The organism is Spirosoma utsteinense (genome assembly GCF_014282275.1).
Classification (GTDB): Bacteria; Bacteroidota; Bacteroidia; order Cytophagales; family Spirosomataceae; genus Spirosoma; species Spirosoma utsteinense.
On sequence record NZ_VFIA01000030.1, the window covers coordinates 45672 to 70655 of the forward strand.

The 24984-nt window shown below is 53.4% G+C and carries 22 protein-coding genes and 2 tRNA genes; 4 read left to right on the plus strand and 20 right to left on the minus strand.

Annotated features, from left to right (window positions below; genetic code table 11):
* Positions 1–167 precede the first annotated feature (167 nt).
* The 9 genes from FH603_RS20450 to FH603_RS20490 form a co-directional block, all read right to left on the minus strand.
* Positions 168–728 carry an RNA polymerase sigma factor gene (locus FH603_RS20450; protein WP_186739562.1) on the minus strand — a complete coding sequence of 187 codons (561 nt, stop codon included), beginning with the start codon at positions 726–728 and terminating at the stop codon, positions 168–170.
* A 167-nt stretch (positions 729–895) separates the two neighbouring features.
* Complete coding sequence (locus FH603_RS20455) at positions 896–1588, minus strand: LytR/AlgR family response regulator transcription factor (protein WP_186739563.1); 693 nt, start codon at positions 1586–1588, stop codon at positions 896–898.
* An 86-nt stretch (positions 1589–1674) separates the two neighbouring features.
* The gene (locus FH603_RS20460) at positions 1675–2370 is read right to left on the minus strand and encodes a SanA/YdcF family protein (RefSeq protein ID WP_186739564.1); all 696 of its coding nucleotides are present in this window, start codon (positions 2368–2370) and stop codon (positions 1675–1677) included.
* Positions 2371–2475: 105 nt separating this feature from the next.
* Complete coding sequence (locus FH603_RS20465) at positions 2476–5220, minus strand: DNA gyrase/topoisomerase IV subunit A (protein ID WP_186739565.1); 2745 nt, start codon at positions 5218–5220, stop codon at positions 2476–2478.
* 189 nt (positions 5221–5409) lie between these two features.
* A complete protein-coding gene (locus tag FH603_RS20470) occupies positions 5410–6357 on the minus strand; it encodes a D-2-hydroxyacid dehydrogenase (protein ID WP_186739566.1) in 948 nt (315 codons plus the stop codon).
* A 161-nt stretch (positions 6358–6518) separates the two neighbouring features.
* The gene (locus tag FH603_RS20475) at positions 6519–7814 is read right to left on the minus strand and encodes an acetylxylan esterase (protein WP_186739567.1); all 1296 of its coding nucleotides are present in this window, start codon (positions 7812–7814) and stop codon (positions 6519–6521) included.
* Between the two features lie 64 nt (positions 7815–7878).
* A complete protein-coding gene (locus FH603_RS20480; RefSeq protein ID WP_186739589.1) occupies positions 7879–9075 on the minus strand; it encodes an Lnb N-terminal periplasmic domain-containing protein in 1197 nt (398 codons plus the stop codon).
* A 37-nt stretch (positions 9076–9112) separates the two neighbouring features.
* The gene (rsmI, locus tag FH603_RS20485; protein ID WP_186739568.1) at positions 9113–9847 is read right to left on the minus strand and encodes a 16S rRNA (cytidine(1402)-2'-O)-methyltransferase; all 735 of its coding nucleotides are present in this window, start codon (positions 9845–9847) and stop codon (positions 9113–9115) included.
* A 175-nt stretch (positions 9848–10022) separates the two neighbouring features.
* The gene (locus tag FH603_RS20490) at positions 10023–10265 is read right to left on the minus strand and encodes a 4a-hydroxytetrahydrobiopterin dehydratase (RefSeq protein ID WP_186739569.1); all 243 of its coding nucleotides are present in this window, start codon (positions 10263–10265) and stop codon (positions 10023–10025) included.
* A gap of 487 nt (positions 10266–10752) precedes the next feature.
* Here FH603_RS20490 and FH603_RS20495 point away from each other — a divergent pair, with 487 nt between their 5' ends.
* Together FH603_RS20495 and FH603_RS20500 are read left to right on the plus strand one after the other, a co-directional pair.
* On the plus strand, positions 10753–11013 hold the full coding sequence (locus FH603_RS20495) for a hypothetical protein (protein WP_186739570.1): 261 nt from the start codon (positions 10753–10755) through the stop codon (positions 11011–11013).
* A gap of 85 nt (positions 11014–11098) precedes the next feature.
* On the plus strand, positions 11099–12796 hold the full coding sequence (locus tag FH603_RS20500) for a hypothetical protein (RefSeq protein ID WP_186739571.1): 1698 nt from the start codon (positions 11099–11101) through the stop codon (positions 12794–12796).
* A 173-nt stretch (positions 12797–12969) separates the two neighbouring features.
* Here the strand turns inward: FH603_RS20500 and FH603_RS20505 are convergent.
* The 8 genes from FH603_RS20505 to FH603_RS20540 form a co-directional block, all read right to left on the minus strand.
* Positions 12970–13056: transfer RNA gene (locus tag FH603_RS20505), tRNA-Ser, on the minus strand.
* A gap of 37 nt (positions 13057–13093) precedes the next feature.
* A tRNA-Ser gene (locus FH603_RS20510) sits at positions 13094–13180 on the minus strand.
* A 103-nt stretch (positions 13181–13283) separates the two neighbouring features.
* Entirely contained in the window at positions 13284–14435 is a 1152-nt protein-coding gene (locus FH603_RS20515; protein ID WP_186739572.1) for an asparaginase, read from the minus strand.
* A gap of 162 nt (positions 14436–14597) precedes the next feature.
* Positions 14598–15407 carry a TatD family hydrolase gene (locus tag FH603_RS20520; protein WP_186739573.1) on the minus strand — a complete coding sequence of 270 codons (810 nt, stop codon included), beginning with the start codon at positions 15405–15407 and terminating at the stop codon, positions 14598–14600.
* Between the two features lie 109 nt (positions 15408–15516).
* Positions 15517–16521, minus strand: a complete 1005-nt coding sequence (locus FH603_RS20525) for a glycosyltransferase (protein WP_186739574.1) — start codon at positions 16519–16521, stop codon at positions 15517–15519.
* Entirely contained in the window at positions 16508–17155 is a 648-nt protein-coding gene (locus tag FH603_RS20530) for a polysaccharide deacetylase family protein (RefSeq protein ID WP_186739575.1), read from the minus strand. Before FH603_RS20530 ends, FH603_RS20525 begins: the two co-directional genes overlap by 14 nt.
* 116 nt (positions 17156–17271) lie before the next feature.
* Positions 17272–18480 carry a glycosyltransferase gene (locus tag FH603_RS20535; protein WP_186739576.1) on the minus strand — a complete coding sequence of 403 codons (1209 nt, stop codon included), beginning with the start codon at positions 18478–18480 and terminating at the stop codon, positions 17272–17274.
* 40 nt (positions 18481–18520) lie between these two features.
* Positions 18521–19501 (minus strand): lysylphosphatidylglycerol synthase domain-containing protein, encoded by a 981-nt coding sequence (locus tag FH603_RS20540; RefSeq protein ID WP_186739577.1) that lies wholly within the window; start codon positions 19499–19501, stop codon positions 18521–18523.
* Between the two features lie 47 nt (positions 19502–19548).
* Between FH603_RS20540 and ruvC the strand changes: the two genes are divergently transcribed.
* Both ruvC and FH603_RS20550 read left to right on the plus strand, forming a co-directional pair.
* Positions 19549–20142 (plus strand): crossover junction endodeoxyribonuclease RuvC, encoded by a 594-nt coding sequence (gene ruvC / locus FH603_RS20545; protein WP_186739578.1) that lies wholly within the window; start codon positions 19549–19551, stop codon positions 20140–20142.
* A 29-nt stretch (positions 20143–20171) separates the two neighbouring features.
* A complete protein-coding gene (locus FH603_RS20550; RefSeq protein ID WP_186739579.1) occupies positions 20172–20597 on the plus strand; it encodes a secondary thiamine-phosphate synthase enzyme YjbQ in 426 nt (141 codons plus the stop codon).
* Positions 20598–20677: 80 nt separating this feature from the next.
* Here FH603_RS20550 and FH603_RS20555 read toward each other — a convergent pair whose 3' ends face one another.
* The 3 genes from FH603_RS20555 to FH603_RS20565 form a co-directional block, all read right to left on the minus strand.
* On the minus strand, positions 20678–21574 hold the full coding sequence (locus FH603_RS20555; RefSeq protein ID WP_186739580.1) for a hypothetical protein: 897 nt from the start codon (positions 21572–21574) through the stop codon (positions 20678–20680).
* Positions 21575–21641: 67 nt separating this feature from the next.
* On the minus strand, positions 21642–22556 hold the full coding sequence (locus tag FH603_RS20560) for a hypothetical protein (RefSeq protein ID WP_186739581.1): 915 nt from the start codon (positions 22554–22556) through the stop codon (positions 21642–21644).
* 221 nt (positions 22557–22777) lie between these two features.
* Positions 22778–24910: a thioredoxin domain-containing protein gene (locus FH603_RS20565; RefSeq protein ID WP_186739582.1), complete on the minus strand. Its 2133-nt coding sequence runs from the start codon at positions 24908–24910 to the stop codon at positions 22778–22780.
* Positions 24911–24984: the final 74 nt, after the last annotated feature.

Sequence of the window (24984 nt, forward strand, 5' to 3'; positions counted from 1 at the left end):
AAAACGTACATAGTTTTTATTGAGGTCGTCTGCGAATCCATTGTCCACTATAACAGGCTGCCTTTACCTTCATCGCTGGTATCAATTAGTAATGACAGCGAATGAAGGTAAAGGCAGAAAGGACGTTACAGGAAAAGTGCAGAAGTGGATGGTCAATCAACGATACGCTATTGAACAGGCTCTTCAGCTACGAATTTATCGTATAAACTACGTGCCCGATCCCGCGCCCGCTTTATACGCATCTTGACCGCACTTGTCGTCAGGTCTTGCCTTAAGGCAATGTCTTTGATTTGCGCCCCAGCTTCATACTTAGCCAGTAGTAACTCACGCTGGTTTTTCGGCAATTTTTTAAGTACTTGGTCAAATACTTGATAATGGGACTCGTCATGTGTACTCGACCAGTCACTGGTATGGAAAGGATCGAGGAGATAGACCCGCCACAAAGCCTGGTCTTGCTGCTGTTTTCTAAGCTGGTCGATACAGTAGTTGACAGTGACTGTATGCAGCCAGGTTGTAAACTTTGCGTCCCCTTTGTAGCTGTGTAGCTTTCGCGTTAACCGAACGAATATTTCCTGAACATAGTCTTCAGAATCGAAGGTGTTCCCGGTGTAGTAGAGGCATTTCTGATAGACACGCTGGCGGTGGCGGGTGTAAATCTGGGCAAAATATTGATCGCTGCCTGTAGTGAGATACAAGGCCACCAATTCCTGATCGGATAGATGAACCATTAGAAGTACGGAGGGAGGTTACGGTTTAACAAATATAAACTTTTGCCAGACCGGGCTTTTAGCCTCCCGTACGCTATTACACAAACACGATAATTCGCTTACAAACAGCGAAAATAATCAATGAACAAGAAATTCAATCCCTATATATTAGGTGCTATTTACTTCGTTTAGCGGTTCACTTGTATCAAATTTTCAACCTGGTTCCGATAGGTAGCCCCAATGGGGATTTGATATTGTTGTACTGAGATAAACTTAGAGGAGATCTTACTGATGCATTGGCGAGCAACTATGTATGATTTATGAACCCGGATGAATTCACCAGGCGGGAGTTGCTCGTGAAGATCAGCCAGTAGTTCACTAACAACCAGAACTGTCGTCGATGTATATACTTTACTCAAGGCTCCAAGCGCTTCTGCATAGAGAATTTCGCTGATGACTACCCGCACTGATTCCCGGCCTGTCTTCAAAAAAATATGTCTGGGTATACTACCCGTTGTAGCCGCAACACCACTAATAGCCCGGTTTACTGCTTTCAGCAGCCGTTCAAACGTATAAGGCTTTACAAGATAATCGGTCACACCAGCTTCATAGGCATTCAGAGCATAGGCAGGGTCGGCTGTTGTAAGCACGACCTTGGGCGGATTTTTGAGCGACGACAGGAAGTCAAGCCCATCCATACCTGGCAAGTGCATATCCAGAAACAGCAGGTCGATCTCGTTATTATAAAGCGTTGGCAGGGCATCCAACGGATTGGTGAATACGCTCACAACTTCCAGGTGAGGCAGCCGCTTGAGGTAGTTCCGCAGAAACTGCTGGGCAACATCGTCGTCTTCAATTATCAGGCATCGGTAGGTAGGCATGGGGGTTAAGACGGTAGGCCTGCTGAAAGGATACATCCCGCAGCAAAAAGTCTGTGGTGTCCGGTGGATGACATGTATTTTTTCACCTACTTACGTTGCCAATTGCCCTTTTCAGGTTGGGGCCTTAGCACATATACATCCAGCAAGGCATAAGGACGGGCCAGGTACTCCCGGATAAGGGTTCGGAGTGAGTACCCGTCGGGCACATCCTGAGCCGCAAACGCAACCGCTTCGATACCTTCGTGATTACCGATGTACAGGGCTCGTGCGTTATGAAAATTCTGGGAGATGATCGTTATCTTTTCCTGATTGAACACATCCTTACATCGTACGACCGAATCGAACGTACGATAACCGGCATAATCAAGCGTCATCACCGATGCCGGCACGCCCAGTTTAACCAGCGCACGCTGCATATCGGCAGGCTCATTGTAATATTCTGAATCGTTATTACCACTAAGAATAAGGTACTTGACCTTCCCTTCCTTCCACAAACGGGCGGTAGCCTCCATGCGGTACCGAAAGAACAGGTTTTCTTTACCCGTCCGCACAAACTTACTCGTTCCCAGCACAAGCCCGACATCGTTGGCCGGCAAAGCATGAATGGTAAAATAAATCTGCCCTTCAGTTGTACGAACAACCCACCAGTTAGCAGCCAAAACGACCATAGCCCCGGTGAACACCAGGATTATGGTCGTTTTAATGGTCCATTTGACCACGCGTACCCCCACTCCTTCGCGGGGCATATTATCGCTATAATCGGTGGCCAAGGTTGTCTCCATTTACAAACTCATATCGGACATAGATCGAAGACTGTACCCTCTGCCTGCCCTTGCCGGTCATCTCCAGCTTAATTACCTCAAAAGATGATTGGCGTCGGGGATTACTTAAGAGAACAGCCCTAACTGTATAGACTCCGTCGGGTCATTATCCGTTGCGTCCAGTGCCTCAGATTCTTCGGCAAACGCGGCCTTCACCGTTTCCAAAAGTGGATTCGTACCAGACGAACCTGCTGAAACAGCCTTGGGCGTCAACAGTTTGACATCTTTTACTTTGGCAAAAGGTAATTTGTTCCCCAAGGCTTTCCACCCCCGTATTTCGATAAATCCTTCTGGCTCCAGCACCATCTTCTCCAATGGTCCCCGGTCTTTTACCTGATGAACAATCTCGATACGTGGGTATCGGTCGGCGGTTATAGCCAGTGATTTTGATCCTTTCCCATCGCCGATGAAACTGAATTTCTTGTCGAGTGAGGTGGTCTCCACCTTAAATCGTTTTACATACCACACCTTTTGGTTGGCTTCGTAATAGATGGCCGACAGGACCGTTTCAGGATCAAACTTCATCAATATGGCAACATCGTTGGGCTCGAAACGGTTGGTCAGGTCAAATCCGGTTAGTTCATACTGTCCATCCTTATAAACGACCAATATACTGTCTTTTGCATCGAAATTGCCAAGCAATTTACCCCGCTCATCCCGATTGAGCCGGCCAAGGTGTTCGTCATACCAGATATCGACCCCACCCAGGGTTGAAACACCCCCTGTTTTCTGGGTAATTTTCCGAACTGGGTATTTGGTCAGAATATTACCCTGGGCTGATCGGTTTTTTATACCGACCGACGCAAAATCGTAGTCGAACTGTTTGATCTTAGCCGAACTCTGAGCCGTCAGGTTTACGGTAATCACTTCCGCTTCGCCGTTGTCATTAGCGCTGAAATAAGTCAGTTTCGATTTCGGATTACCCATGGTCAGATCATACTCCCGATCGCGCGTAACACCCGTAACCGGGAAACGCTTGGCCATCGATATGCCTGATTTTCCATCCAGGTAGACCAGGTTATAAATCTTTCGTTCGTCGTTCTTCTTGAAGACAGATACGTGTACAATATCCTTACCAACGAAAACTTTATCCTGTACTTTCGATACGACACATTTACCATCGCGTCGGAAGACAATAATGTCGTCGATATCTGAACAATCACTCACATACTCGTCTTTCTTCAACCCATACCCAATGAAGCCGCCCTCACGGTCCACGTACAGTTTCTGGTTGGCAGCCGCTACTACACTGGCGGCAATGGTGTTGAAAGCCCTGATTTCGGTTTTGCGCTCCCGACCCTTGCCATATTTCTTTTGGAGGTCCTTGTAGTAGGCAATGGCGTAGCGGGTGATGTTAGCCAGGTTATCATCGGTTTCTGTTAATTCCTGCTCCAGCCGACGCATCAGCTCATCGGCTTTAAAACCATCGTATTTTGATATCCGCTTGATCTTGATCTCGGTCAGGCGAATAATATCATCTTCCGTAATCTCGCGGTAGAACAGCTTCCGGTGCGGCTTAAGCGCTTTATCGATGGTGGCAATAACGGCCTCGAAGGTTTCACACTCCTCAATCTTGCGGTAAATGCGGTTCTCGATAAAGATCTTTTCCAGCGAACTGTACAGCAGACGCTCCATTAGCTCGCTACGCCGAATCTCCAGTTCGCGTTGCAGCAGCTGCACCGTTTGGTGGGTATTGACCCGCAGAATATCGGTGACACTAACAAAGTGTGGCTTGTCGCCGATAATGACGCAGGCGTTGGGCGAAATGCTGACTTCGCAGTCTGTAAATGCATAGAGCGCATCGATGCTAACGTCGGGTGAGACGCCCGGCTGCAAGTGCACCAGGATCTCTACGTCTTTTGCCGTGTTATCAACCACAGCGGCTACGTTCCGACTGGGGGCCTTGATCCGGATCTTGCCCAGTTCAGCCGCCTTCACGATGGATTCGATCAGTTGCGGTGTGGTGATACCAAAGGGAACATCCCGAATGGCAAGCACCTTCTTGTCAACTTCCTCAATCCGGGCTCTTACCCGCACTTTGCCGCCCCGGTGGCCGTCGTTATAATTACTGACATCAATGAAACCACCTGTCTGGAAATCGGGGAAAAGCGACACCGGTTTATCCTTCAGCAAGTTGATCGACGCGTCGATCAGTTCATTGAAATTATGAGGCAGGATCTTTGTCGACAAGCCTACGGCAATGCCTTCTACCCCCTGCGCCAGTAACAACGGAAACTTTACGGGCAGGGTGACAGGTTCGCGCTTACGCCCATCATAGGACAACTGCCATTCGGTGGTTTTATCATTGTAAACGGCATCCTGAGCAAACTTCGACAGGCGCACTTCGATGTAGCGCGGAGCCGCGGCCCCGTCGCCGGTACGAACATCGCCCCAGCTGCCCTGCGTATCGAACAGCAGCTCTTTCTGACCAATATTAACGAGCGCTTCGCCAATCGATGCATCACCATGCGGGTGGAACTGCATCGTCTGGCCAATTACGTTGGCCACCTTATTGAAACGCCCATCGTCCATCTCGCGCAGGGCGTGCAGAATCCGGCGCTGAACGGGTTTCAGCCCGTCCTCAACCGCCGGTACGGCCCGTTCCAGGATAACATACGATGCGTAATCGAGAAAATACGTCTGATAGAGGCCCGAAACGACCGTCTGATCGTGGAGGACTTCCGTAGCGGTGTCAATCGGTTGTTCATCGGGTAGGATAGCGTCGGTGAACTCCGGGTCATCGGCAGGTATATCTGCTGACGATGGCTGGAGATCGTCGTCTATCGGTTCCTGATTTTCGTCGTTCATCATGAATTGCTTCGGAACTATTTCAGTTGGAAAATTGGCGGGTCAGCCGACCGTATTGACTACTGATCGGTTCCTTAAAGATACAAAAAAAACGGGAAAGAAGTGCTCGTTTGGCGGTTTTTGTTCCCATAGACAGGATCAGAAACAACGCAGTCTGAAGGAGGCAATGACCTCACTCTGTCAACAGTTCAGTCAATACCCCCGCCCCAGTTCCACGGCATTTTCCAATGGGTTATCCGACACAAACAAAGCCAGATTCCGCAAAAACTGCGTCACCTTTCCGGCATCTTCAGCGGGCTGCCCTCCTCCGGTATGCTGGGTCAGCACCACATTGGGTAACGCCCAGAGCGGATTGTCGGCGGGCAGTGGTTCCGTAGCTGTAACATCCAGCACGGCCCCACCCAGCCGACCCGATGCCAGGGCTGCAATCAGCGCCGGTTCATCGGTCGTACTGCCCCGTCCAACGTTAGCGTATATACTTCCGGGCTGCATAGCCGAGATCAGCCCGGCAGAGAAAAAGCCGGTGGCGGTTCCGGGCAGACAATTGACGACAATATCGGTTTGCGGTAATACTGCCTGCAATTCCTCAGCCGTGTGAAGCTCCGCCTGCGGATCGGTACGGGCCAGCATCGTTACGACGCAGTCGAAGCCGGTCAGCATCTGACGCAGGGCTTGTCCAATAGTACCGGTGCCAAGAATAACCACCCGTTTGTGGCGCAGCAAACCGGTGCGGGTTCGAACCGCTGCGCCTACCCACTCGCGCTCATGCTGCAACAGGGCTAGCTCGGGTATACGACGGTAAAAAGCCAGCAGACCGGCAACCATGGTTTCTGCGCAAGGCCAGGCGAAGTAATCGCCCATATTAGCCACCTGCGCCGATAGCGTGATGGCCTGATACCCATCGAAACCCGCCGAATCGAGCTGCCAGAACCTCAGCGCGGGCGGTGGCTGGGTAAACCAGGCCGGGGGTGGATTTCCAAGCAATAGATCGGCCGACCGGAAGGCGGTCTGCTGTTCCGATTCGGGCAAATCATGCCGAAATACGGGGATGATCGAATGAGCGCCAAAGTCCGTCAGCAGTCGCTGCTGGAATGCGTTTTTAAGGGTATCGTCCAGCGCTGGGTTTACAAAAAGTTTCATACTCTATCTACGAAAAAATGGGCGGGTTGGTTGCGTTTCACTCATCTTGGCGCTACAGTGATTTATTGAGCCCACAAGGCCGGTAGTCCCGCTACGTTGAGTACATCAGCACTTGCTGTTTCCCCTGAAAGCGCCCGGAATAGGTTACAAGCTGATTGACCTCATTTGCCCCCTTTCAGTTGCGCCAGCAACCAGGTCGTCATTTTCTCCGTTTGTTCGGGATAAGTCCAGTGCCCCGTTTCCAGATAGTCTGTATCCAGCATTTTCGGGCCGGGTATAACGTTATAAGCCGCATACATGGACGTTGGCGGACACGTTTCATCATTGTAGCCCCATGAGTAATAACCGGGCACGGTAACCAGGCGGGCAAAGTTAACTACGTCGTAATAGCCCGTCGTTTTAATCCGGTCTGGCTTATTGTTATACGCCAGATTGTCGCCGGCAAATAAATGCGGCCACCCGCCAGCCCGACCGTTGAGGTAGCCCGTGACATCACACAAAGCCGGGTAATAAGCACCCAGCCATTTCACCCGCTTGTCCAGCCCGGCAGTAACGATACTGAGTGCTCCGCCCTGACTACCACCCGTCACGGCCAGGTTTTGTCCATCATATTGAGGCATACTCGCCAGAAAATCGACCGCCCGAATGCAGCCCAGATAAACCCGCTTATAATAATAGCGGTCGCGGTCGTCCAGATTGGCTGCCGGATAGCCATTGAGGGCTCCCCGGCTGAGGTTATCGTAGACAACAGGCTCCAGCGTAACGGGAACGCCGTGGATACCCACTTCAAGCGTAATAAACCCTTTTTCGGCTTCGGCCAGCATACCGCCGTAGGGACGGACACCAGCGCCGGGCACCCGCAGAATTGCCGGATATTTTCCTTCCTTCTTCGGGATGCACAAGATCCCGTAAAAGCGGGAGTTGTTGACGTTTTGCAGGTTAAGCTGATACACATTCGTCAACTCGGTACACCGTTCCGGCAGTAAGGTCATGCGGGCATCCATCGGCACCTTCGCCAGATCGGCTTTGGCATTATCCCAGAATGTGTTGAAATCGGTCGGGTTGGCCACCGTGGGTTTGATCGTCTCCGGCTCGAAACCCGCCGTTGTCAGCCCCCGGTATTCTTTGCCGTCTACCTCGGCGGTGACGACGCAGCGCAGGAATCCCGCCGTCCGAAGGGTACCTCCGTCAACGGCCAGAGTACCATCTTTACTGACAACGGTTTCCTTCTTCATCGGCTCCATTTTTTCCAGTTCGACCTCATACCGTAGTCGGGCGTTCTTCAGCAGCACGTTGTTGCGGTAAACCGACACCGCAAATTTAACTGGTTCACCAACCTTGTAGAGCCAGTTGGCATGATTAGGGGTAATGACGACTTTGACGAGTCGCTCAACCGGTTGAGCCAGTGCGGTGTTAACCCAAATCAGTAACAGGCCCGGAATCAAACATCTTTTCATGGAGTATAACGTAGCGATTTAGTCTACATCCAGTCAAAGCATATTTACCCGGGCTTATAACCGGTCAGGATTCAGGTACAACCCGCATGAGCGTTTGCCGACCGCGCCAGGCAGGCTGCATATTCACGATGCAGCGCACCAGCAGCGTCAGGGGAAACAATACATCTACGCCCCCCGGTATGTCTGACAGGAACAGGCTTATGATCAGCAGCAAGGCTGTGATCCCAAAGTACATCGTCCGACGCCGGCTGGTGGTAGTCGACCGGGTCGCCCAGAATATCAGTGGCAGGTGCCAGGGCAGCAGGATCAGGAGTGTGGGGTTCCAGCCGGTTACGCCATCATCTCTGATGGCCCAAAGCAACACCAGAAACCAGCCCATAAATCCGCAAAGGCTAAATAACAACCGGTCGAGCCACCGGTCAACTTTGCCCTTTTTCATGTACCGCCGGATGGTAAATACCGCGATGATAATACCGGCTATGGCAAAGACGACATCGGGATCGAAAAACAGCGGCAGTTGCTGGCGGAGAATCTTCTGAGCCGCAAACAAGGTCTGGTCGCTCTGTACCAATGGAATCAATTGTCCATTCGCCTGACGTACGGTAGCATGGCTGAACTGGTCATGAACCTGATCGGGGAGGTACATAGCCCGCCAGCCATCGGTCTGCTCGTTGGCTGGCCAGCCAATGGCAAGGTTCATCCCCAGCTGATACCAGGGCCGTTCATTCAGGTAGTCGTTCATCCAGTCGCGGTACGATTTGCCGGTCATACGATCCCGGGATGGAATCGTCAGGCTGTCGCCACAGGCTACGGCAATCATGTCGCGGGGGCGGGTGGCGCAGTTATCGTAGTAAAACTGGTACCGATACTCCCGGTTCTGGGGCAGGTAGTTTTCTTCCAGTGCGGCAAAAAGCCGCTGCCGTTGCGCTGGCGACAGGTTCAACTGCTGTTCCCGTATGCTCCGGTTCGTCTGCTGGTAGTAGTAAACGACCTGGTACAAGTTGTGAACCGACAGAAAATAAGGGAGCGTACCCCGCATGAACTTCAGGATAAAATAGTCGGCCTTGTAGTCAAAGCCACCGTAACTATAATCCCGGTCGATACCCAGTACAGGATCGATGATGCGTATTTCTGTATGCCCGAATGCCGACGAGATATCATCATCTCCAGGCCCGTAGGTAATCAGGCTGACGCGTGACGATGGCGACAGGGTTTGGGCGACGGCAGGCGGAAAGCCGCTCATGGCGACCAGCCATACCATCAGCCACCGGCAAACCAGACGGGTGCTTCTCTGGCTCTTATTCATCTTCATCCTCCGTTTCATCGCGTTCTGTATCATACACCCGTTTAGCCTTTCCCTTGACCGCTTCTCTTCCCTGAACGCAGACAACCAGTTCACCTTTTATCGTTTTCTCGCCAAAGTACGTAATAAGTTCAGACAAGGGGCCGCGCCGGTTTTCCTCGAATAGCTTCGTCAGTTCACGCGAGACGCTGGCCGGTCGGTCGGGCCCGAACGTGTCGGCAAACTGCCCGAGCGTTTTCAGCAGCCGGTGGGGCGATTCGTAAAAGATCATGGTCCGTTCCTCCCCGGCCAACTCAGCCAGCCGGGTCTGCCGCCCTTTCTTATGCGGCAAAAACCCTTCAAAGGTAAAGCGGTCGTTGGGTAGACCCGAGTTGACCAAAGCCGGCACAAAGGCTGTTGGCCCGGGCAGGCACTCGACCGGTATGTCGTGCTGGATACAGGCCCGCACCAGCAAAAACCCCGGGTCCGATATGCCCGGTGTCCCGGCATCGGAGATGAGCGCCAGCGTTTTACCGCCCTTGATCTGATCGACAATGCGTTGAACGGTCTGATGCTCGTTAAAAATATGATAGCTATGAAGCGGCTTGCTGATAGCCAGATGGCGAAGCAACACCCCCGACGTGCGGGTATCTTCGGCCAGAATGGCATCCACACTTTGTAGAATCTTAATAGCCCGGAGCGTAATATCGTCGAGGTTGCCGATGGGTGTCGGCACAAGGTAAAGTTTCATGCCGCAAGATAAGGGCAAAATGAGTCGTAGAAGTCGTATTAGTCGTAGAAGTCGTAAGTCGTAGAAGTCGTAAGGGGCTGACGCATCAACACTCGTGCGCCAGCCCCTTATGACTTCTACGACTTATGACTTCTACGACTTACGACTTCTACGACTAATACGACTTCTACGACTATCACGACTTCAACCCAGCTAGTTTATCGATGATCCCTGCCAGGGCGCGGTCTTTTTCTGTTACCACATTGCCCGCGTCATGGGTCGACAGTTTGATGGTAACCTGGTTGTAGACGTTCGACCACCACGGGTGATGGTCCATTTTTTCGGCTGCCAGCGCCACACGGGTCATAAAGGCGAACGCTTCACTGAAATCAGCAAAGGTAAAATCGCGGGTTAGTTGATTATCGAGTTCCTGCCACATATGCGTTTAAGGGTTGAGTTTGGAACGTGTTACGCCCCCGGGTCCAGCAAAAGCTTGTTTACAAAGCACGCGTAAATCAGCCGATAAAACACAAAAGCCCGGTCAACAATCGCTGGCGGGACTTTTGTCAGCATTAACGATCAACGCCTGGAATGCATTCTTAAAAAGTATCGCTTACGTGCTTATTACCTGATTATCAAAAACGTAGGCAGCCGTTTGCTGACCGCAGACTTGCAGCTCATTCGTTTATCAGGTGTGTGGCCCTGATAAATTCGCTAGCAGACTCTTTAAAAGGAGTATCCTTGCCTACCTTGTCATTATAAAGCAACCTACCTCTATCTACCCACTGTTTAGTATACGGTCAGGATAGCGACAACACCTGAAGATTTAAGGACAAGTTTCTTACTAAAGACCCGCTGGAAGGCACCCGGTGGCCTGACCCAGGTCAACGCGTATACGGGTCTACTTTTTTTAACCTATCAAGCCTATGAGTCTATTAAGCAGTTTAATTGGTGGAATTCTTATTTTGCTCGCTGTTATCACCTACCTGATCATACGCGGGGGCAAAGGTGGACGGGAAGAGACCCTGTATGACCGCTATCAACGGGCCCTCAGGGCCGGTAGCAAACGAGCGGCCTTGCGGGCGGGTCGCATCTATTACAGTTGCATCGGCAGGGGTCCTCTCTCAGTAACCAGTAAAGAAGCCATTAAGGAGGATTTACGTAAAATGGATGACGACAAGGTATAGGGCTACCTGTTTATTGATCAGCGGCAACTGCATCAGCCCCTCAACAGGCTATCTGATGCGTCACTAATCCTCACACGATACAGCTATGAAATCTGGTTTACTTATCCTGACACTGTCTCTGCTCATAACGGCTTTCTGCAGGCTGACCACCGCCTATGATTCCAATCCAGAACCCACCAACTCCATAGCCCTTTGCGGAGCTACGGCTGAAGGTCGTATCAACCCAATGTCGAACGGTAAATTCATCGTAGCCTTACCGGGTTGGGGTAACTACTCGTATCCGATTTCTACCCGAAACGATAGCGCTCAGTTTTACTTCGATCAGGGTCTGGTGATGTATTACAGCTACCATATGAAAGAAGCCATGGCTTCCTTTAAAGAGGTGGCGCGGCTGGATCCTGCCTGCCCGATGGCCTGGTGGGGCCAGGCGCTGGCCGGAGGTCCCTATTATAATGCGGCTCATACGTACACCGTTTCCGGCGATATGCCTACGGTACTGGCCCGGATGAACGAACTGGCGAACGTCGCCAGTCCGATAGAAAAAAAGCTGATCCAGGTGATGAATACCCGCTACTCGGCCGATCCGGCTGATACTGGTCGCCCGTCGCTTAATTTAGCCTATGCTGCGGCTAGCCGACAACTGATGACCGAGTTTGACGACCCGGACTTGACCATGTTATACGTGGATGCCATCATGCTGATCCACGCCTGGGATTTCTGGACGCCGGAGGGGAAGCCGAAAGCCTGGACGCAGGAGGTTGTATCGCTAACCCAAAACGTACTCACCAACTACCCGAATCATCCGGCTGCCCTCCATTATTTAATTCATTTAACGGAAGCATCCAATCAACCGGAAGTGGCATTGGCAAACGCGGAGAGACTAAAAATCCAGCTGCCGGGGGTGGCCCATATGGTGCATATGGCGAGTCATGCCTACCAGCGTAATGGGCTTTTTGCGCAGGGTGTCAGCGTGAACGATCAGGCAGACGACAATCTGATCAGGTATGATTCATTAGTGGCTCATCTGGGTCTGGTGAAACATTCACCTCATTATTTTGCCGTGCAAACGTACTGCGCCCTGACCGGTGGCATGTACAAGACCGGTCTACAGGACGCCCTCCGCTGCCGTCAATCGGTTTCGCCAACCCCTCAGAATCCCTATGACCAGTATCTGTACATGATGCCCTCCCTGACGCTGGTCAGGCTGGGCAAATGGAAAGAGATCCTGTCCACGGAGAAACCCAATCCTGCCTGGGCCTACGCCAGTGTGCTGGACCATTTTGCCCGGGGCATGGCGCTGGTGGCCACAGGCCAACTCGAAGAGGCACAGAAAGAAAGTCAGGAACTTCGCAATCGGATGAATGACCCGATTCTTACCAGGCGACGCATCCCCTTCAATGCGCCACTGCCCGTAGCCCGGATTGCCGATCATATCCTGGAAGCTAACCTGCTTTTTGCCGACAAAAAGGCTGAGCAGGCCGTGGCCAGCCTCCGGCAGGCGATTGAACTTGAAGATCAACTGATCTATACCGAGCCCAGCGACTGGCCCCTACCGGCCAGACAGTATTTAGGGGCTTATTTGCTCAGGATGAATAAAGTACCGGAAGCCGAAGCGGTCTACCGGCAGGATCTAGCGGAGAATCCGGGTAATGGCTGGTCGTTGATCGGCCTTCACCAGGCGCTTTCGGTGCAGGGGAAAAAAGCTGGGCTCCCCCGCCTTGAGACTACCTACCGGTCTGCCTTTTCGATGGCGGAACAACTACCCGCTTCTTCTGTATACTGATTGACAGACACTTGCCAAGATCGATCTATGCCTGAAAGTGCCCGCCTGACTGGCAATAGTCTGAATACTATTGTTGAAACGTATCGCCTTATCATCAGTCAGCCTTTAATGGAAGACGTTTCAAAAAAGAAAGTGCACTACATTGATTAACAACGCAGTGCACTTTCTTTATGCAGAGAGGAAGAGATTCGAACTCTCGATACGGTTGCCCGCATACACACTTTCCAGGCGTGCTCCTTAAACCACTCGGACACCTCTCTAAAAACGAAGTCAGCGACCAACGGTGCTGACTTCCGGCAGAGAGCGAGGGATTCGAACCCCCGGTAGCCTTGCGACTACTTCTGATTTCGAATCAGACCCATTCGACCACTCTGGCAGCTCTCTGTGTCTTTCGGAGTGCAAAGATGCAGGATTAGACTGGATGACGCAAGAACTGTGCAGCAAAAAATTTAATCATCCTGCCCGGTTACAGGCCACGATACCCCAACTACTCGCTCATTTCGCCACTAATTGGCTGGGCCAGAAGGGTCCGCAGCCGGGCCATAGCTGCCGGACTGCGGTCAGGCTCCTGACCGAGCAGGACCATTAATTTGGTAATGGCAGCCTCGGTAGTGATGTCCGCTCCGTTCACTACCCCGATTTTCTGTAGTTGTTTGCTGGTTTGATACCGCCCCTGCGTTACGCGCCCCCCTTCACACTGCGACACATTGATCATCAATACGCCCCGGTCAATGGCAGTCTTAAGCGCCTTCAGAAACCAGTCGTCGGTGGGCGCATTACCCGCACCAAAAGTTTCGAGTACCACGCCCCGCAACGCAGGTATGCCCAGAATCGACTCGACAACGGGCTGGGTAATACCGGGAAACAACTTCAGGATCGTAACGTCGGGGGTAAGATTTGTTCGTATCCGTAAAGGCCGATCGGGTTGATATGGCCGGATATAAGGTCGGTTATAATCGATGCTGACACCCGCCGTAGCCAGATGCGGGTAGTTTTCCGAGGCAAAGGCGTTGAACTGTACACTCTCCTGCTTCGTAGACCGGTTGCCGCGCAGCAACAGTGAATTGAAATAAACACATACCTCCGATACAATCGGTTGCCAGGATCTTCTCTGGCCGGCAGCGTCCACTGGGGCAGCATCCACTGGGGCAGCATCCACTGCGGCAGCAATTTCCAGGGCGGTAATGAAATTAGCCCGGGCGTCGGTTCGGGCGGCACCGATGGGTAACTGGGCCCCGGTCAGTAGCACCGGCTTGCTCAGTCCGTCCAGCATAAAACTCAGCGCCGAAGCCGTATACGCCATCGTATCGGTCCCATGGAGGATCACGAAACTGTCATACCGGTCGTAATGGGTCTCGATCAACTGTGCCAGTTCGACCCATACCGCCGGTTTCATATTCGACGAGTCGATGATGGCAGGTAGCGTGAGCAGCGTAATATCGAAATCGAGTCCACGCAGTTCGGGCAGGCGTTCGGAGACGCGTTCGAAATCGAAGGGAATAAGCTGGTCGGCCAGGGGGTCATAGACCATTCCGAATGTACCACCCGTGTAGATAACCAGCACTGACCGGCGTATGGATTCTTTCTTTTCCCGATTCGTTTCTGGTAATGAATTCAGGCGTACTGTTGTGTAAGTCATGGCCCAAAGATGCGAATAACCTTCCATTGCGCCCAATCCAGCGGGTTTGTCACCCTACGCTCGCCGTCCTGCCGGGGAGCGGACAAAGGAGCGACGAGTGTGTTGGCAGATGCTATTTCTGCCAGCCCGGTCAAACCCGATTCCACCTTATCTTCCTGTTATTCACGACTCCGGCAGGAGGTTGGCATACAGAACCGGCAGGAGCGATAACGCGTTGGCCGTCGTATGGCGCGCTACATCATCGACGTGGATCTGGTTGAGATCGGCAACATGCTGGGCTATGATTCGCAGGTAGGCCGGTTCGTTACGCTTCCCCCGGTAGGGCACCGGTGCCAGGTAAGGCGCATCGGTTTCCAGGACGATATGATCCAGGCCAATATGCGGCAGAACCTTATCCAACCCACCGTTTTTAAACGTTGCCACACCCCCGATACCCAGCTTAAAGCCCATGTCGATAGCGCGTCTGGCTTCATCCAGCGTGCCGACGAAACAGTGAAAAATACCGGTCAGATCTGGTAACGCCAGTTTTTCGATCAGGTCGGCGGCTTCGGCAAACGCGTTCCGATCGTTGCCGGAGCGGGTGTGCATCGATACCGGCAGCTTTTGCCCGGCGGCCCACCGCAGCTGCGTCTCAAACGCCATAAACTGCTGATCCACATAGGTCATGTCCCAGTAAAAATCCAGCCCGATCTCGCCAACTGCCATAAACGCATGACGATTCAGCTGGTCTTCTACCGCAGCCAACTCAGCCTCCACCGTTTCGTTGACATAGGCTGGATGAAGGCCCATCATCGGCAGGCAGCGGTCAGGGTACTGGTCGGCGAGGGCCATCATCCCCGAAATGGTCTCCCGGGCGCAGTTGGGCATCCAGATCTGGCTGATCTGCTGCGCATTAGCCCGGTCCAGCATAGCCGCCGTTTCGTCGCCGAACTGAGAATCGTAAATATGAGCGTGGGTGTCGATAAGAAGCATATGGACTAACTAGTCGTACTGTCACAAGTCGTAGAAAAAGGAGTCGTAAAGGGAAGGCCCAACATTACCAGGTATCTCCTTACGACCCATATGACTTACGACTTTATGACTACCTATAGTTCCTCCCTTTCCAGCTAATCTGGTTCGAGGAAAGGTAATACACTACGGAAATTGGACCGATGATAAGTTGATACAGGTCAAATAACAACGCGTAAGGCAGTAAGGTGGTTTGCCGAAGCCGCCCCAAACCGAACGAAATAACGAGCGTCTGGATAAATAACTTCAGTACATACAGCCCAACGGCCAGTACCGGAACGAACCAACCCAGCAGCAGCAGCAACGGACCGGCCAGATACTGAACATACAGCAGCGTCACCATCCAAGCGGGCAAGGCGGTGGCACCCCGCATCCAGCGTTGGCGCTGATCGAGGAAATGCCGTAGCGTATCGACAGGTTTGGTTTGGGCCAGCACGTCCTGATTTAGTAGGTTGCGAAAGCCGAAGCCCCGCCCGACAATGGCCTGAAACAGGGTGTAATCTTCCACTACCGAGAATGGCAGTGATTCGTACCCACCAACGGCCTCATAAGCCTCCCGCGTTACCGCCATGTTATTGCCCATGGCCGTGAGGGGCACCCCGAAGCTGCTCATCAGATGCGTAAGAGTCAGGTTATAAAGCCAGTCGATGGTTTGGAGTTTGTGGAACAGGCTCGGTCCATCAGGCAGGGTAACGCCAGAGACAATACCTACCCTATCGCTGAACATCGCACGCATGTCCGTCAGCCAGTCGGGCGACACCTGCGTATCGGCATCCGTAAAGAACAGGTACTGGCCTTGTGCCTGCCGGGCCAGTTGCGCCAGCACATTGGCTTTACCCCGCAAACCTGACTGACTTTCCGGAATCGTTACCAGCCGTATGTTCGGTTTATCAGCCAGGTAACCGGCAACGATGGCCGCTGTCCCGTCGGTCGACTGGTCGTTGCCAACCAGTACTTCGAACCGGCTTTCCGGGTAGCGGAGCCGAGCAATGGCCTGTAAACAGTCGAGTATTGTTGCTTCTTCATTGCGGGCGGCAATCAGAATGCTGATGTCGACCCCTCCCCTAGTATCCGGCATAAACGGGTTGCGGAACGGCCCGGAACGAATAGCCACGCTCGGCGAAGTAAGCCAGCATCCGGGGCAGTACGTACCGCATCGTTGGCCAGGCTTTCAGACTATCGTGAAAAACCACGATCGAGCCGGGCTCCGTATACTGTATCGTTTTACGAAGGCATACATCGGCAGGTAATTTTCGGTCAAAGTCGCCCGTCAGCACGTCCCACATCACGATCGAATAATTTTCAATGACCTGGGCGGCCTGCGTTTTCCGGATCCGTCCGTAAGGCGGGCGAAACAGGGCCGTTTCTACGCCTAGCTCCTGTTGGCATTTTTGGATATTTTCCAGATAAGCCGCATCCTCTGTCTTCCAGCCATTAAGGTGGTTATAGGTATGATTGCCGACCATATGACCGGCTTCAAGTACCTGAAACAAAACATCCTTATGCTTGCGAACATTGTCGCCGATGCAGAAAAATGTGGCCTGGGCAGCATACTTATCCAGTTGCTCCAGTACGAACGAGGTAACATCGGGAATAGGGCCGTCATCGAAGGTCAGGTAAATCGTCGGCGTTGCGGCATCGTCGATTTTCCACCAGAATTCGGGGTAGATGGTCCGGATGAGGAAGTTTGACTTATGGAGAAAGAAAGACAAAACGTTTATGGTTTGAGGTTAACGGGTTGATCCGGCAATCGGCTGGCATTTCCGGACGCATGACTAGCTCAGGTATGGGCAACGACACGACACCCACGATCATACCCTGCATCCGTTTATTTCAGGTTTCGCCCTTTCCATTGATATCCTTTTCCCTGGGCAGCCAGACCAAAGAAAACAACATAAAATGGGTAGAGCAACTGCGTTAGAGGTATCACGGCTACAGCCGGTTTTTTTTGTAAAAAAACAAGAATCTGCCGTAAAAACAAAAACTCGGTGACTCCCTTCAGGGCCATAACGGCCAGTACGGCGTTTCCGTCTAAAAATCCGAGCAACCACCCACCTACGGCCACTACCGGAGCGGCATTACTCAGAAAAATAAATACGGCCAGCACCGAAGGCAGCCAGCTCTCGTAGGCTTTCCACTTGCTGGCCCACCGTTTGCGCTGCTGATAAAACGACGACAGCGACAGGTGGGCCTGGGTCGACACGATAGCGTCACGGCTTTTCAGGAAGTGAACGCCAGTTGGGTACCGGGCCGCCACTTTGTGCATCAGAAATTCATCATCGCCCGAAGCCAGGTGATCGACTCCCGCAAAACCGCCGACTTCCGTAAAGACCCGTTTTTGGTAGCAAAGGTTGGCACCGTTGCACATCGTTGGTTTCCCCAGCGCCATGGTGCAGGCACCGGACCCAATCAAACTGGCAAATTCCACCGTTTGCAACAGCGCAAACAGTCGCTGACTCGCGCTGAGGTATGGCCGGTCTGCCCCCTTCTCTGTATGGCCCGGGTTAACGCCCCGGCCCTGCTGACGATATAGCTCCCCGGCTGGTGCGGCAAACGTGACCGGCCCCGAGATTAGCTTCGCCCCCGTTTCCTGATAAAAAGCGGCCATCGAGGCCAGCCAGTCCGGCCCCACCCGGCAGTCGCCGTCGGTAGTCACGATCAGTTCGCCCGTAGCCAGGGCGATACTCTGGCTGATGGCCCGCTTCTTGGGCGAAGCGCTGCGCTCGTCGGTCAGGGGTAGCGGATGCAGGGCGTAAGGCATCCGGCGGGCATACGCCTGACAGATAGCCAGCGTAGCATCCGTCGAGGAATCATCGGCCACAATAACCGTAAAGCGATCATACGACTGCCGGCTCAAGTCATCGAGCAGGTAACCAATGCTGGCGGCTTCATTTCGAACGGGGATGATAACCGTAATGGTAGGTCCATTGATTATTGGCCCCACCGGCCGGAAGGCAGGCATCCGCAGCCAGGTCACCCATATGAGTAGGGTGAACAGCGCATACAGGGCACTAATAAGGATAAGGATACTGATCACAAAATTGTTGTTCGCTCTTTTTAAAAGGTGAGTTACGCGATCATCGGACAGACCATTTCAGCCGCCATACCCAGATCAGCCCTGTCAACACCGGGATCAATATATTAACGATCCAGAGGGTCAGCGTCACGGTAATGAGCACCGATGCGGGAGCAGTACCATTCGTCTGCCCGAAGGGAGCAAACACCCACAGCGCAGCCGCTTCCCGAACGCCCAGATCGCTGAGCAGGTTAAACGCGGGCGTAATGGTCTTGACCAGAAAGACGACGCCAATGCCCGACGCGGCAATGTCCATCGACAGCCCGACGCCGACGAGCCGCATCGCCATGTAAAATTGAAGCGAAAAAACCAGATACCGGCAGGCTGCCACGAGAAGCGCTAATCCGATCTCACGGTCATCATACAGGCCGCCGACTTCCCAGTAACGGGCAAACCGGATGAGCCGCGGGCGCGTGGACAGCCAGCCAATGAGCCGTCGGCGCACGAGCCCGAATCCAATGCCAAGCACTGAAAGCGTGGCCAGCAGCGCCAGCAGCCACTGGCTGGTCGGGGTGTTTCGGTCCGGTGCCACCCGCAGGTGATGGGCCCAGGCTACCGCACCAAACACCAGCGCGACGTAGAACTGCATCCCCCCCGACACCAGTGAGGCTCCAATGGCTTCGGACCGGGCGCTGGTACGCAGCGACAGTACCCGCCCGGCGGTATCCCCCAGTTGAGCCGGCAACGCAAACCCCAGCGACAGCCCCGCCAGCACCCCCCGATAGGCGTCCCAGAAGGTGGTTCGTTCCACGCGCTGAAGCAGAATCTGCCACTTCAACGCTTCGAAACCCCAGTTTACGGGTGTAAGCAGTACCAACGCAGCCGCCCATCGTCCGGGCTGTTCCACCGACCGGATTTGCTGGTACACCGTTGTCCAGTCGAAGCGCTGCTGACGGACTACATAGGCGATGTAGCCAATCAGTCCGAGTAAAACCGCGGATTTTAACCAGAAACCGATTTTTTTAGTTGATTTCAGCGACAAAACGTAGGAGAACACGTTACTTTGTAAGAGTGCTTAACGACCCGTCCATGATTATCACCGCAAAAAACGCCACGATCCTGCCCGAAAAGATTATTCTGGGTATTGACCCCGGCACACAGATCGCCGGCTACGGCATCATTTCGATTCAGGGGGGAGTTATGCGGATGATTCAATATGGTGTCATCGAGTTGAACAAATATACGACCTACCAGCTGAAGCTCCAGAAACTCTACGAAACCATCATCCGGCTCATTGAAGAACATAAACCCGATGAAATGGCCATCGAAGATCCGTTTTTCGGAAAGAACGTACAGGCCATGCTCAAACTCGGACGGGCGCAGGGGGTGGTGATGGCGGCAGCGCTCTCGCGCAACATCCCCATCGTTGAGTATGCCCCCCGGCGCATCAAGCAGTCGGTGACCGGCAACGGCAACGCCACCAAAGACCAGGTTTCGCACATGGTGGGCCATCTGCTGAAAGAAGACCTGAACCCCAAGTTCTTCGATGCGACCGATGCACTAGCCATCGCCGTTTGCCACCATTTCCACGAGAATGCGCTGCCGGTTGCACCGGGCAAGAAGAACAAAAAGGGCGCGTGGGGTGCGTTCGTCAGCGAGAATGCAGGCCGTGTAAGCAGCTAGGCCAGCCGGTACACTGCGTTGAACCAGTTATGCAAACGTTCCAGCACACAGTCCATCTGCCCGCTTATCCGCGCGGGTTTCACCTCATCACCCGGATCGTTGAGCGGGAGTTTGCGGATAAGCTCCGGCAGATACGGGTCGGTCTGCTTCAAGTGTTCATCCAGCATACCTCGGCCAGCCTGACGATCAACGAAAACGCCGACCCAACCGTCCGGGGCGACTTCGAGCGTTACTTTAACAGGACGGTTCCGGAAAACGCTCCCTACTACCAGCACGATTATGAAGGCTCAGACGACATGCCCGCCCACCTGAAGGCGGCCATGCTCGGCCACTCGGTTACGATTCCCATTACCAACGGCCAGCTGAATCTGGGCACCTGGCAGGGCATCTACCTCGGCGAGCACCGCAACGATGGCGGCTCCCGCACGCTGATCCTGACAGCCTGGGGCGACTAATCAATTTTCTTTTCCGGCAAAAAAATGGCCGGGCGTATGATACGCCCGGCCGGTACAGGTATACTGTCAGCTACTGATTATCAGTACGACTCGTACTCGAAGCGCAGGGTTTCAACGGTAACGCCCGCGTTGGGAAGTGGCGTCGTCGTTGTTTTGATCCGCAGCGTAGGCAGGTTAGCCGCGTTGTACTGATACTGGTAGGTGATCGTTCCCTGGTGTTGGGATACAGGTATTTCCGTCAACACGTTGTTCTGACTCAGGCTTTGCACGTTGTCGATTCCGCCGAAATGGGCCCCCGGTGTAGTAGGGCCAAAAAACAAGTTCGAAAACCCGGGTAAGGGAGAAGGAACAACGAAGACACCGTAGAACGGATTGAGTTTATCATCGTGGGTAAACGCAGCTCCGCTGACCCCGGGAAAACCACTGGATGTCCCTTCAGGCATACCCTGGTATCTGATGCCCGTTCCGCCTGTCGTTTGGGTCAGGTTATTTCCGGTGAACGTAAATTTGAGTGAACCCTGGATTGAAAACCGGGGGTGTGAGTAAAAGAGAGAAGCCGTCGACAGTTGGTTAGCTTCTGTATACCCGTAGTTCCAGGTCAGACCGCCGGAATGGCTTATCTGTGATACCTGTCCGGCGTCATTGTAGGAATAGGTATAGCCTTCGGTCAACCCGGCCTTGTTTACCCGTTGTAATCGGGTCAGCCGGTTCTGGGTATCATACGAATACAAGCCGCGCACAATCCCGTCAACGCTGCTATCGGGGGTTTGATACGAATCAAGAGAAGTGAGCCGACCCTGACCGTCGTAACCAAACCGGCTGACATACGTTCGATTATCGGGCGCTTCGTACATCAGGGATTTCACGCGCAATCGGGTAACCGGCAGACCGGGAGTGACACTGGGAATTTGATGATCCAGGCAGCCCGAAAGACCGCCACTCAACAGAATGGTCAGGTAAAGTAAAATTCGCTTCATGGTATGAACAGGTGGTTATAAAAAAAGAAAGCACATCAGCCAATACAGACGCTACGCACGTATTTGCTCAATAGGACTCATACTCGAACCGAAGCGTCTCTTTCAGTACGTTGTCCGTCGTTGTGGTAAGAAGCGTAGGCAGGTTGGCCGTATTGTACTCGTACTGGTAGACCGACCTGCTGGTCGAGGTGTTCGTCGTTGAACCAATAGTGGAGATACCGTTACTTACCTTGGTCAGTACATTATGCGGGCTCAGGTTCAGCACATTTTCGATTCCCCCGAAATAGGTCTCGACGGTGCCGGGTGCCGACTGCAATCGAACGAACCCGGCGGGGTATGGAGCCGGTATAACGTACACACCGTAGAAGGGGTTTACCTTGTCGTCGTACGCAAACGTCACGTCTGATCTGAAGTCGCCCCCCGGCCCCCTCGTGGGTATTGTTCGGGTTGAATTGAGTTTGGTCAGGTCATCGCCCGTGAACGTAAATGAGTCAGTCCCAAACTGATCGATCCCACTAAAGAGGAACTGTCTACGGCTGCTCGCCAGCTTGTTCGCGCTATTATAGGCGAACGTCAGCGAAAAACCTGACGCGTAATTGAGACCGGTCACTTGTCCCGCATCATTATAACTGTAGGTATACGATTCGCTCGGGCTGAATGAATTGCCCCGTGGGTAAAGAATAGCCTGACGCCGTAAACCCGTTAGTCGATTTTGTGCATCGTACTGATAAACGCTGGTTTCCAACGCAGCAACGGTACTATCCGGCGTCTGATAGGTTTTGATGCCACTGAGCCGCCCCTGCCCATCGTAGCTGAACGCGCTAACCCTGGCCAGGCCATTGGGCAATTCGAGCCTAAGGGCTTTAACCCGCATACGGGTCGTTGTGGAACCGGGCGTTACAGCCGGATTTAAATGATCGGAGCAGGCGGCTAACCAGCCCGCAGCCAGCAATAGGCTCAGGTAAAGTGAAGTTCGAAACATAGGGATGGATAGTTATTTAGTAAATAGAGGATATCCCCTGATACTAGTATCGGGGGATATGTGACCACTAAATGACGCAATTATACCCCTATACTCTTACTTTTTTCTGGATTAATTATATTTTTCTTTACGAACGGTAACGGATATACTTTTTGAGAGCCTGGTTAGTCTACCGAAGTAATGCCACACCCTCAGGATATGGCATTACTGGCGCTACCAATTTACCGAAGTAACGGCCACATATCGGCCACACTGGTCACGGGCAATTGACAGGCCCGGTTATAGCAGACGTAAATGGCCGTTATGCCATCGATCGTCCCCCGATGTTGCAGCAGCGGTAACCCGTCCGGGCCGGTACCGCCTTCGTCCGATACCCCACATATAACCTTGTTCGGATAAAAGACCGTATCGATCTCGGCCCGAAACCGCTCAGCGTCCGGACCGACGATGGCAATTTCGGCAGTAGGCCGCACGCGCATCGCAAACTGGGCGGCCCAGTTGGTGAGGTAATCGGCATTTTGCTGCACCAGTGGCTGCACCCGGCCCAGCATCCGGTCGGCCCGTTGGGCGTAGTCGGGCCGTTCGAGTAGCAGGCTCATCGTGTACAGGTTCTCCGCCATCATCGAGTTTGAAGCCGGGATCACATTGTCGAAGATCTCTTTACGGCGGGCAATGAGTTCTTCGCTGTTTTTATCGGTGAAAAAGAAAAGCTCATCTGCCGTTTCGGAGGTACCTTCTACGGTTCGCTGGTCGGCGAAGTTGGCCAGCACATACTGCATCAACTGATCCGCTTCGGTCAGCCAGCTTCGTGTAAACGTTGCCTGATACAGCGCCAGCAGTCCATCGATCACAGCTGCGTAATCATCCAGGAAACCGGCCTGGCGGGCACGGCCCAGCTTATAGGTATGCCACAGGCGTCCGTTGCGGGCGTCGCGCATCTTCTTCAAAAGGAAATAAGCATTGCGCAGGGCCAGCGTCAGGAACTCGGGTTCACCAAAAACGCGGTAGGCCGTAACGAGACCTTTCAGCATCAGCCCATTCCAGGAGCACAGGATTTTATCGTCGAGGCCCGGCCGGATACGTTCGTTCCGGACCCGCAGCAGCCGGGCGTGGGTGGCGTCCAGCCGCAGGCCCAGGTCGGCCAGTGACCAGCCCATACGCTCGGCGAAAGCGTCATCTTTTTCCGTTCGGTGCAGGATATTCCGACCGTGTTCCCAGTTGGATGATTCCTCGCCCTGAGCCGGTAAATTATACAAGTCCGCAAACCAGCCGTACTCATCCCCCAGGATCTCCCGTAGTTCCGGGTTTGTAAAGGTGTAGAATCTACCCTCTTCCCCTTCGCTATCGGCATCGAGAGCCGAATAGAAGCCACCTTCGGGACTGAGCAGTTCGCGCTGGGCAAAGGCAATCGTCTGGTACACAACATGCCGGTAGAGCGGACTCTTCGTCAGGCTATACGCTTCGGCATAAAGCGTCAGCAGCTGGCCGTTATCATACAGCATCTTCTCGAAATGGGGCGCAAACCAGTCTCCATCGGTGGAGTAGCGGGCAAATCCGCCCCCCAGCTGGTCATAGATGCCGCCCAGGGCCATGTGGTCGAGGGTTAGTGCGACCTGATGGAGCGCCCGGTCGGACGACTGACTGTCGGCTGGTTCGGCCCCCCGGCTGCCCGGCTCCGATCCGTTGGCCAGCGAACCAACCGAGCTATGGTAGCGCAGCAGAAACCGCCAGACACTCGGCATCGGAAACTTGGGTGCCCGGTTCATACCCCCTTTCTCATCGTCGGTCTTGACGATCACTTTCCGGTACAGGCCGTCGAGCGTTTCGGGCGCAAACAGCGGATCGGTTTGCGGTAAGTTATAGCGTTCCACATCGCTGATATTCAACTCCGTAGCGAACCCTTCTGCCGACCGGACAAGATCATCGCGGTGTTCGTCGAACGCCGACCGGATGCTACCCAGGAGCTGAACCCAGTTCTGGGTCGGCAGGTAGGTAACACCGTAAAATGGCTTGGCGTCGGGCATCAGAAACACGTTGAGCGGCCAGCCGCCCTGTACCCCCATCGCCTGTACAGCATCCATGTAAATGGCATCAACGTCCGGGCGTTCCTCGCGGTCGACCTTGATGCAGATAAAGTTTTCGTTCATCACCCGCGCCACGCCGTCTTTCTCGAACGACTCATGCTCCATGACATGACACCAGTGGCAGGCCGAATACCCGATGCTGACGAGGATGGGTTTATCTTCGTCGGTGGCGCGGTTCAGGGCCTCCTCTCCCCAGGGATACCAGTCGACGGGGTTTTCGGCATGTTGTAACAGATAGGGACTGGTTTCGTATTGCAGTTGGTTGGGCATACTGTTCGGTAGTAAGCCATTCGGGAACTGATGACTCACAAAGCCACCCGCCCACGAACAGGGTTATCTGGATA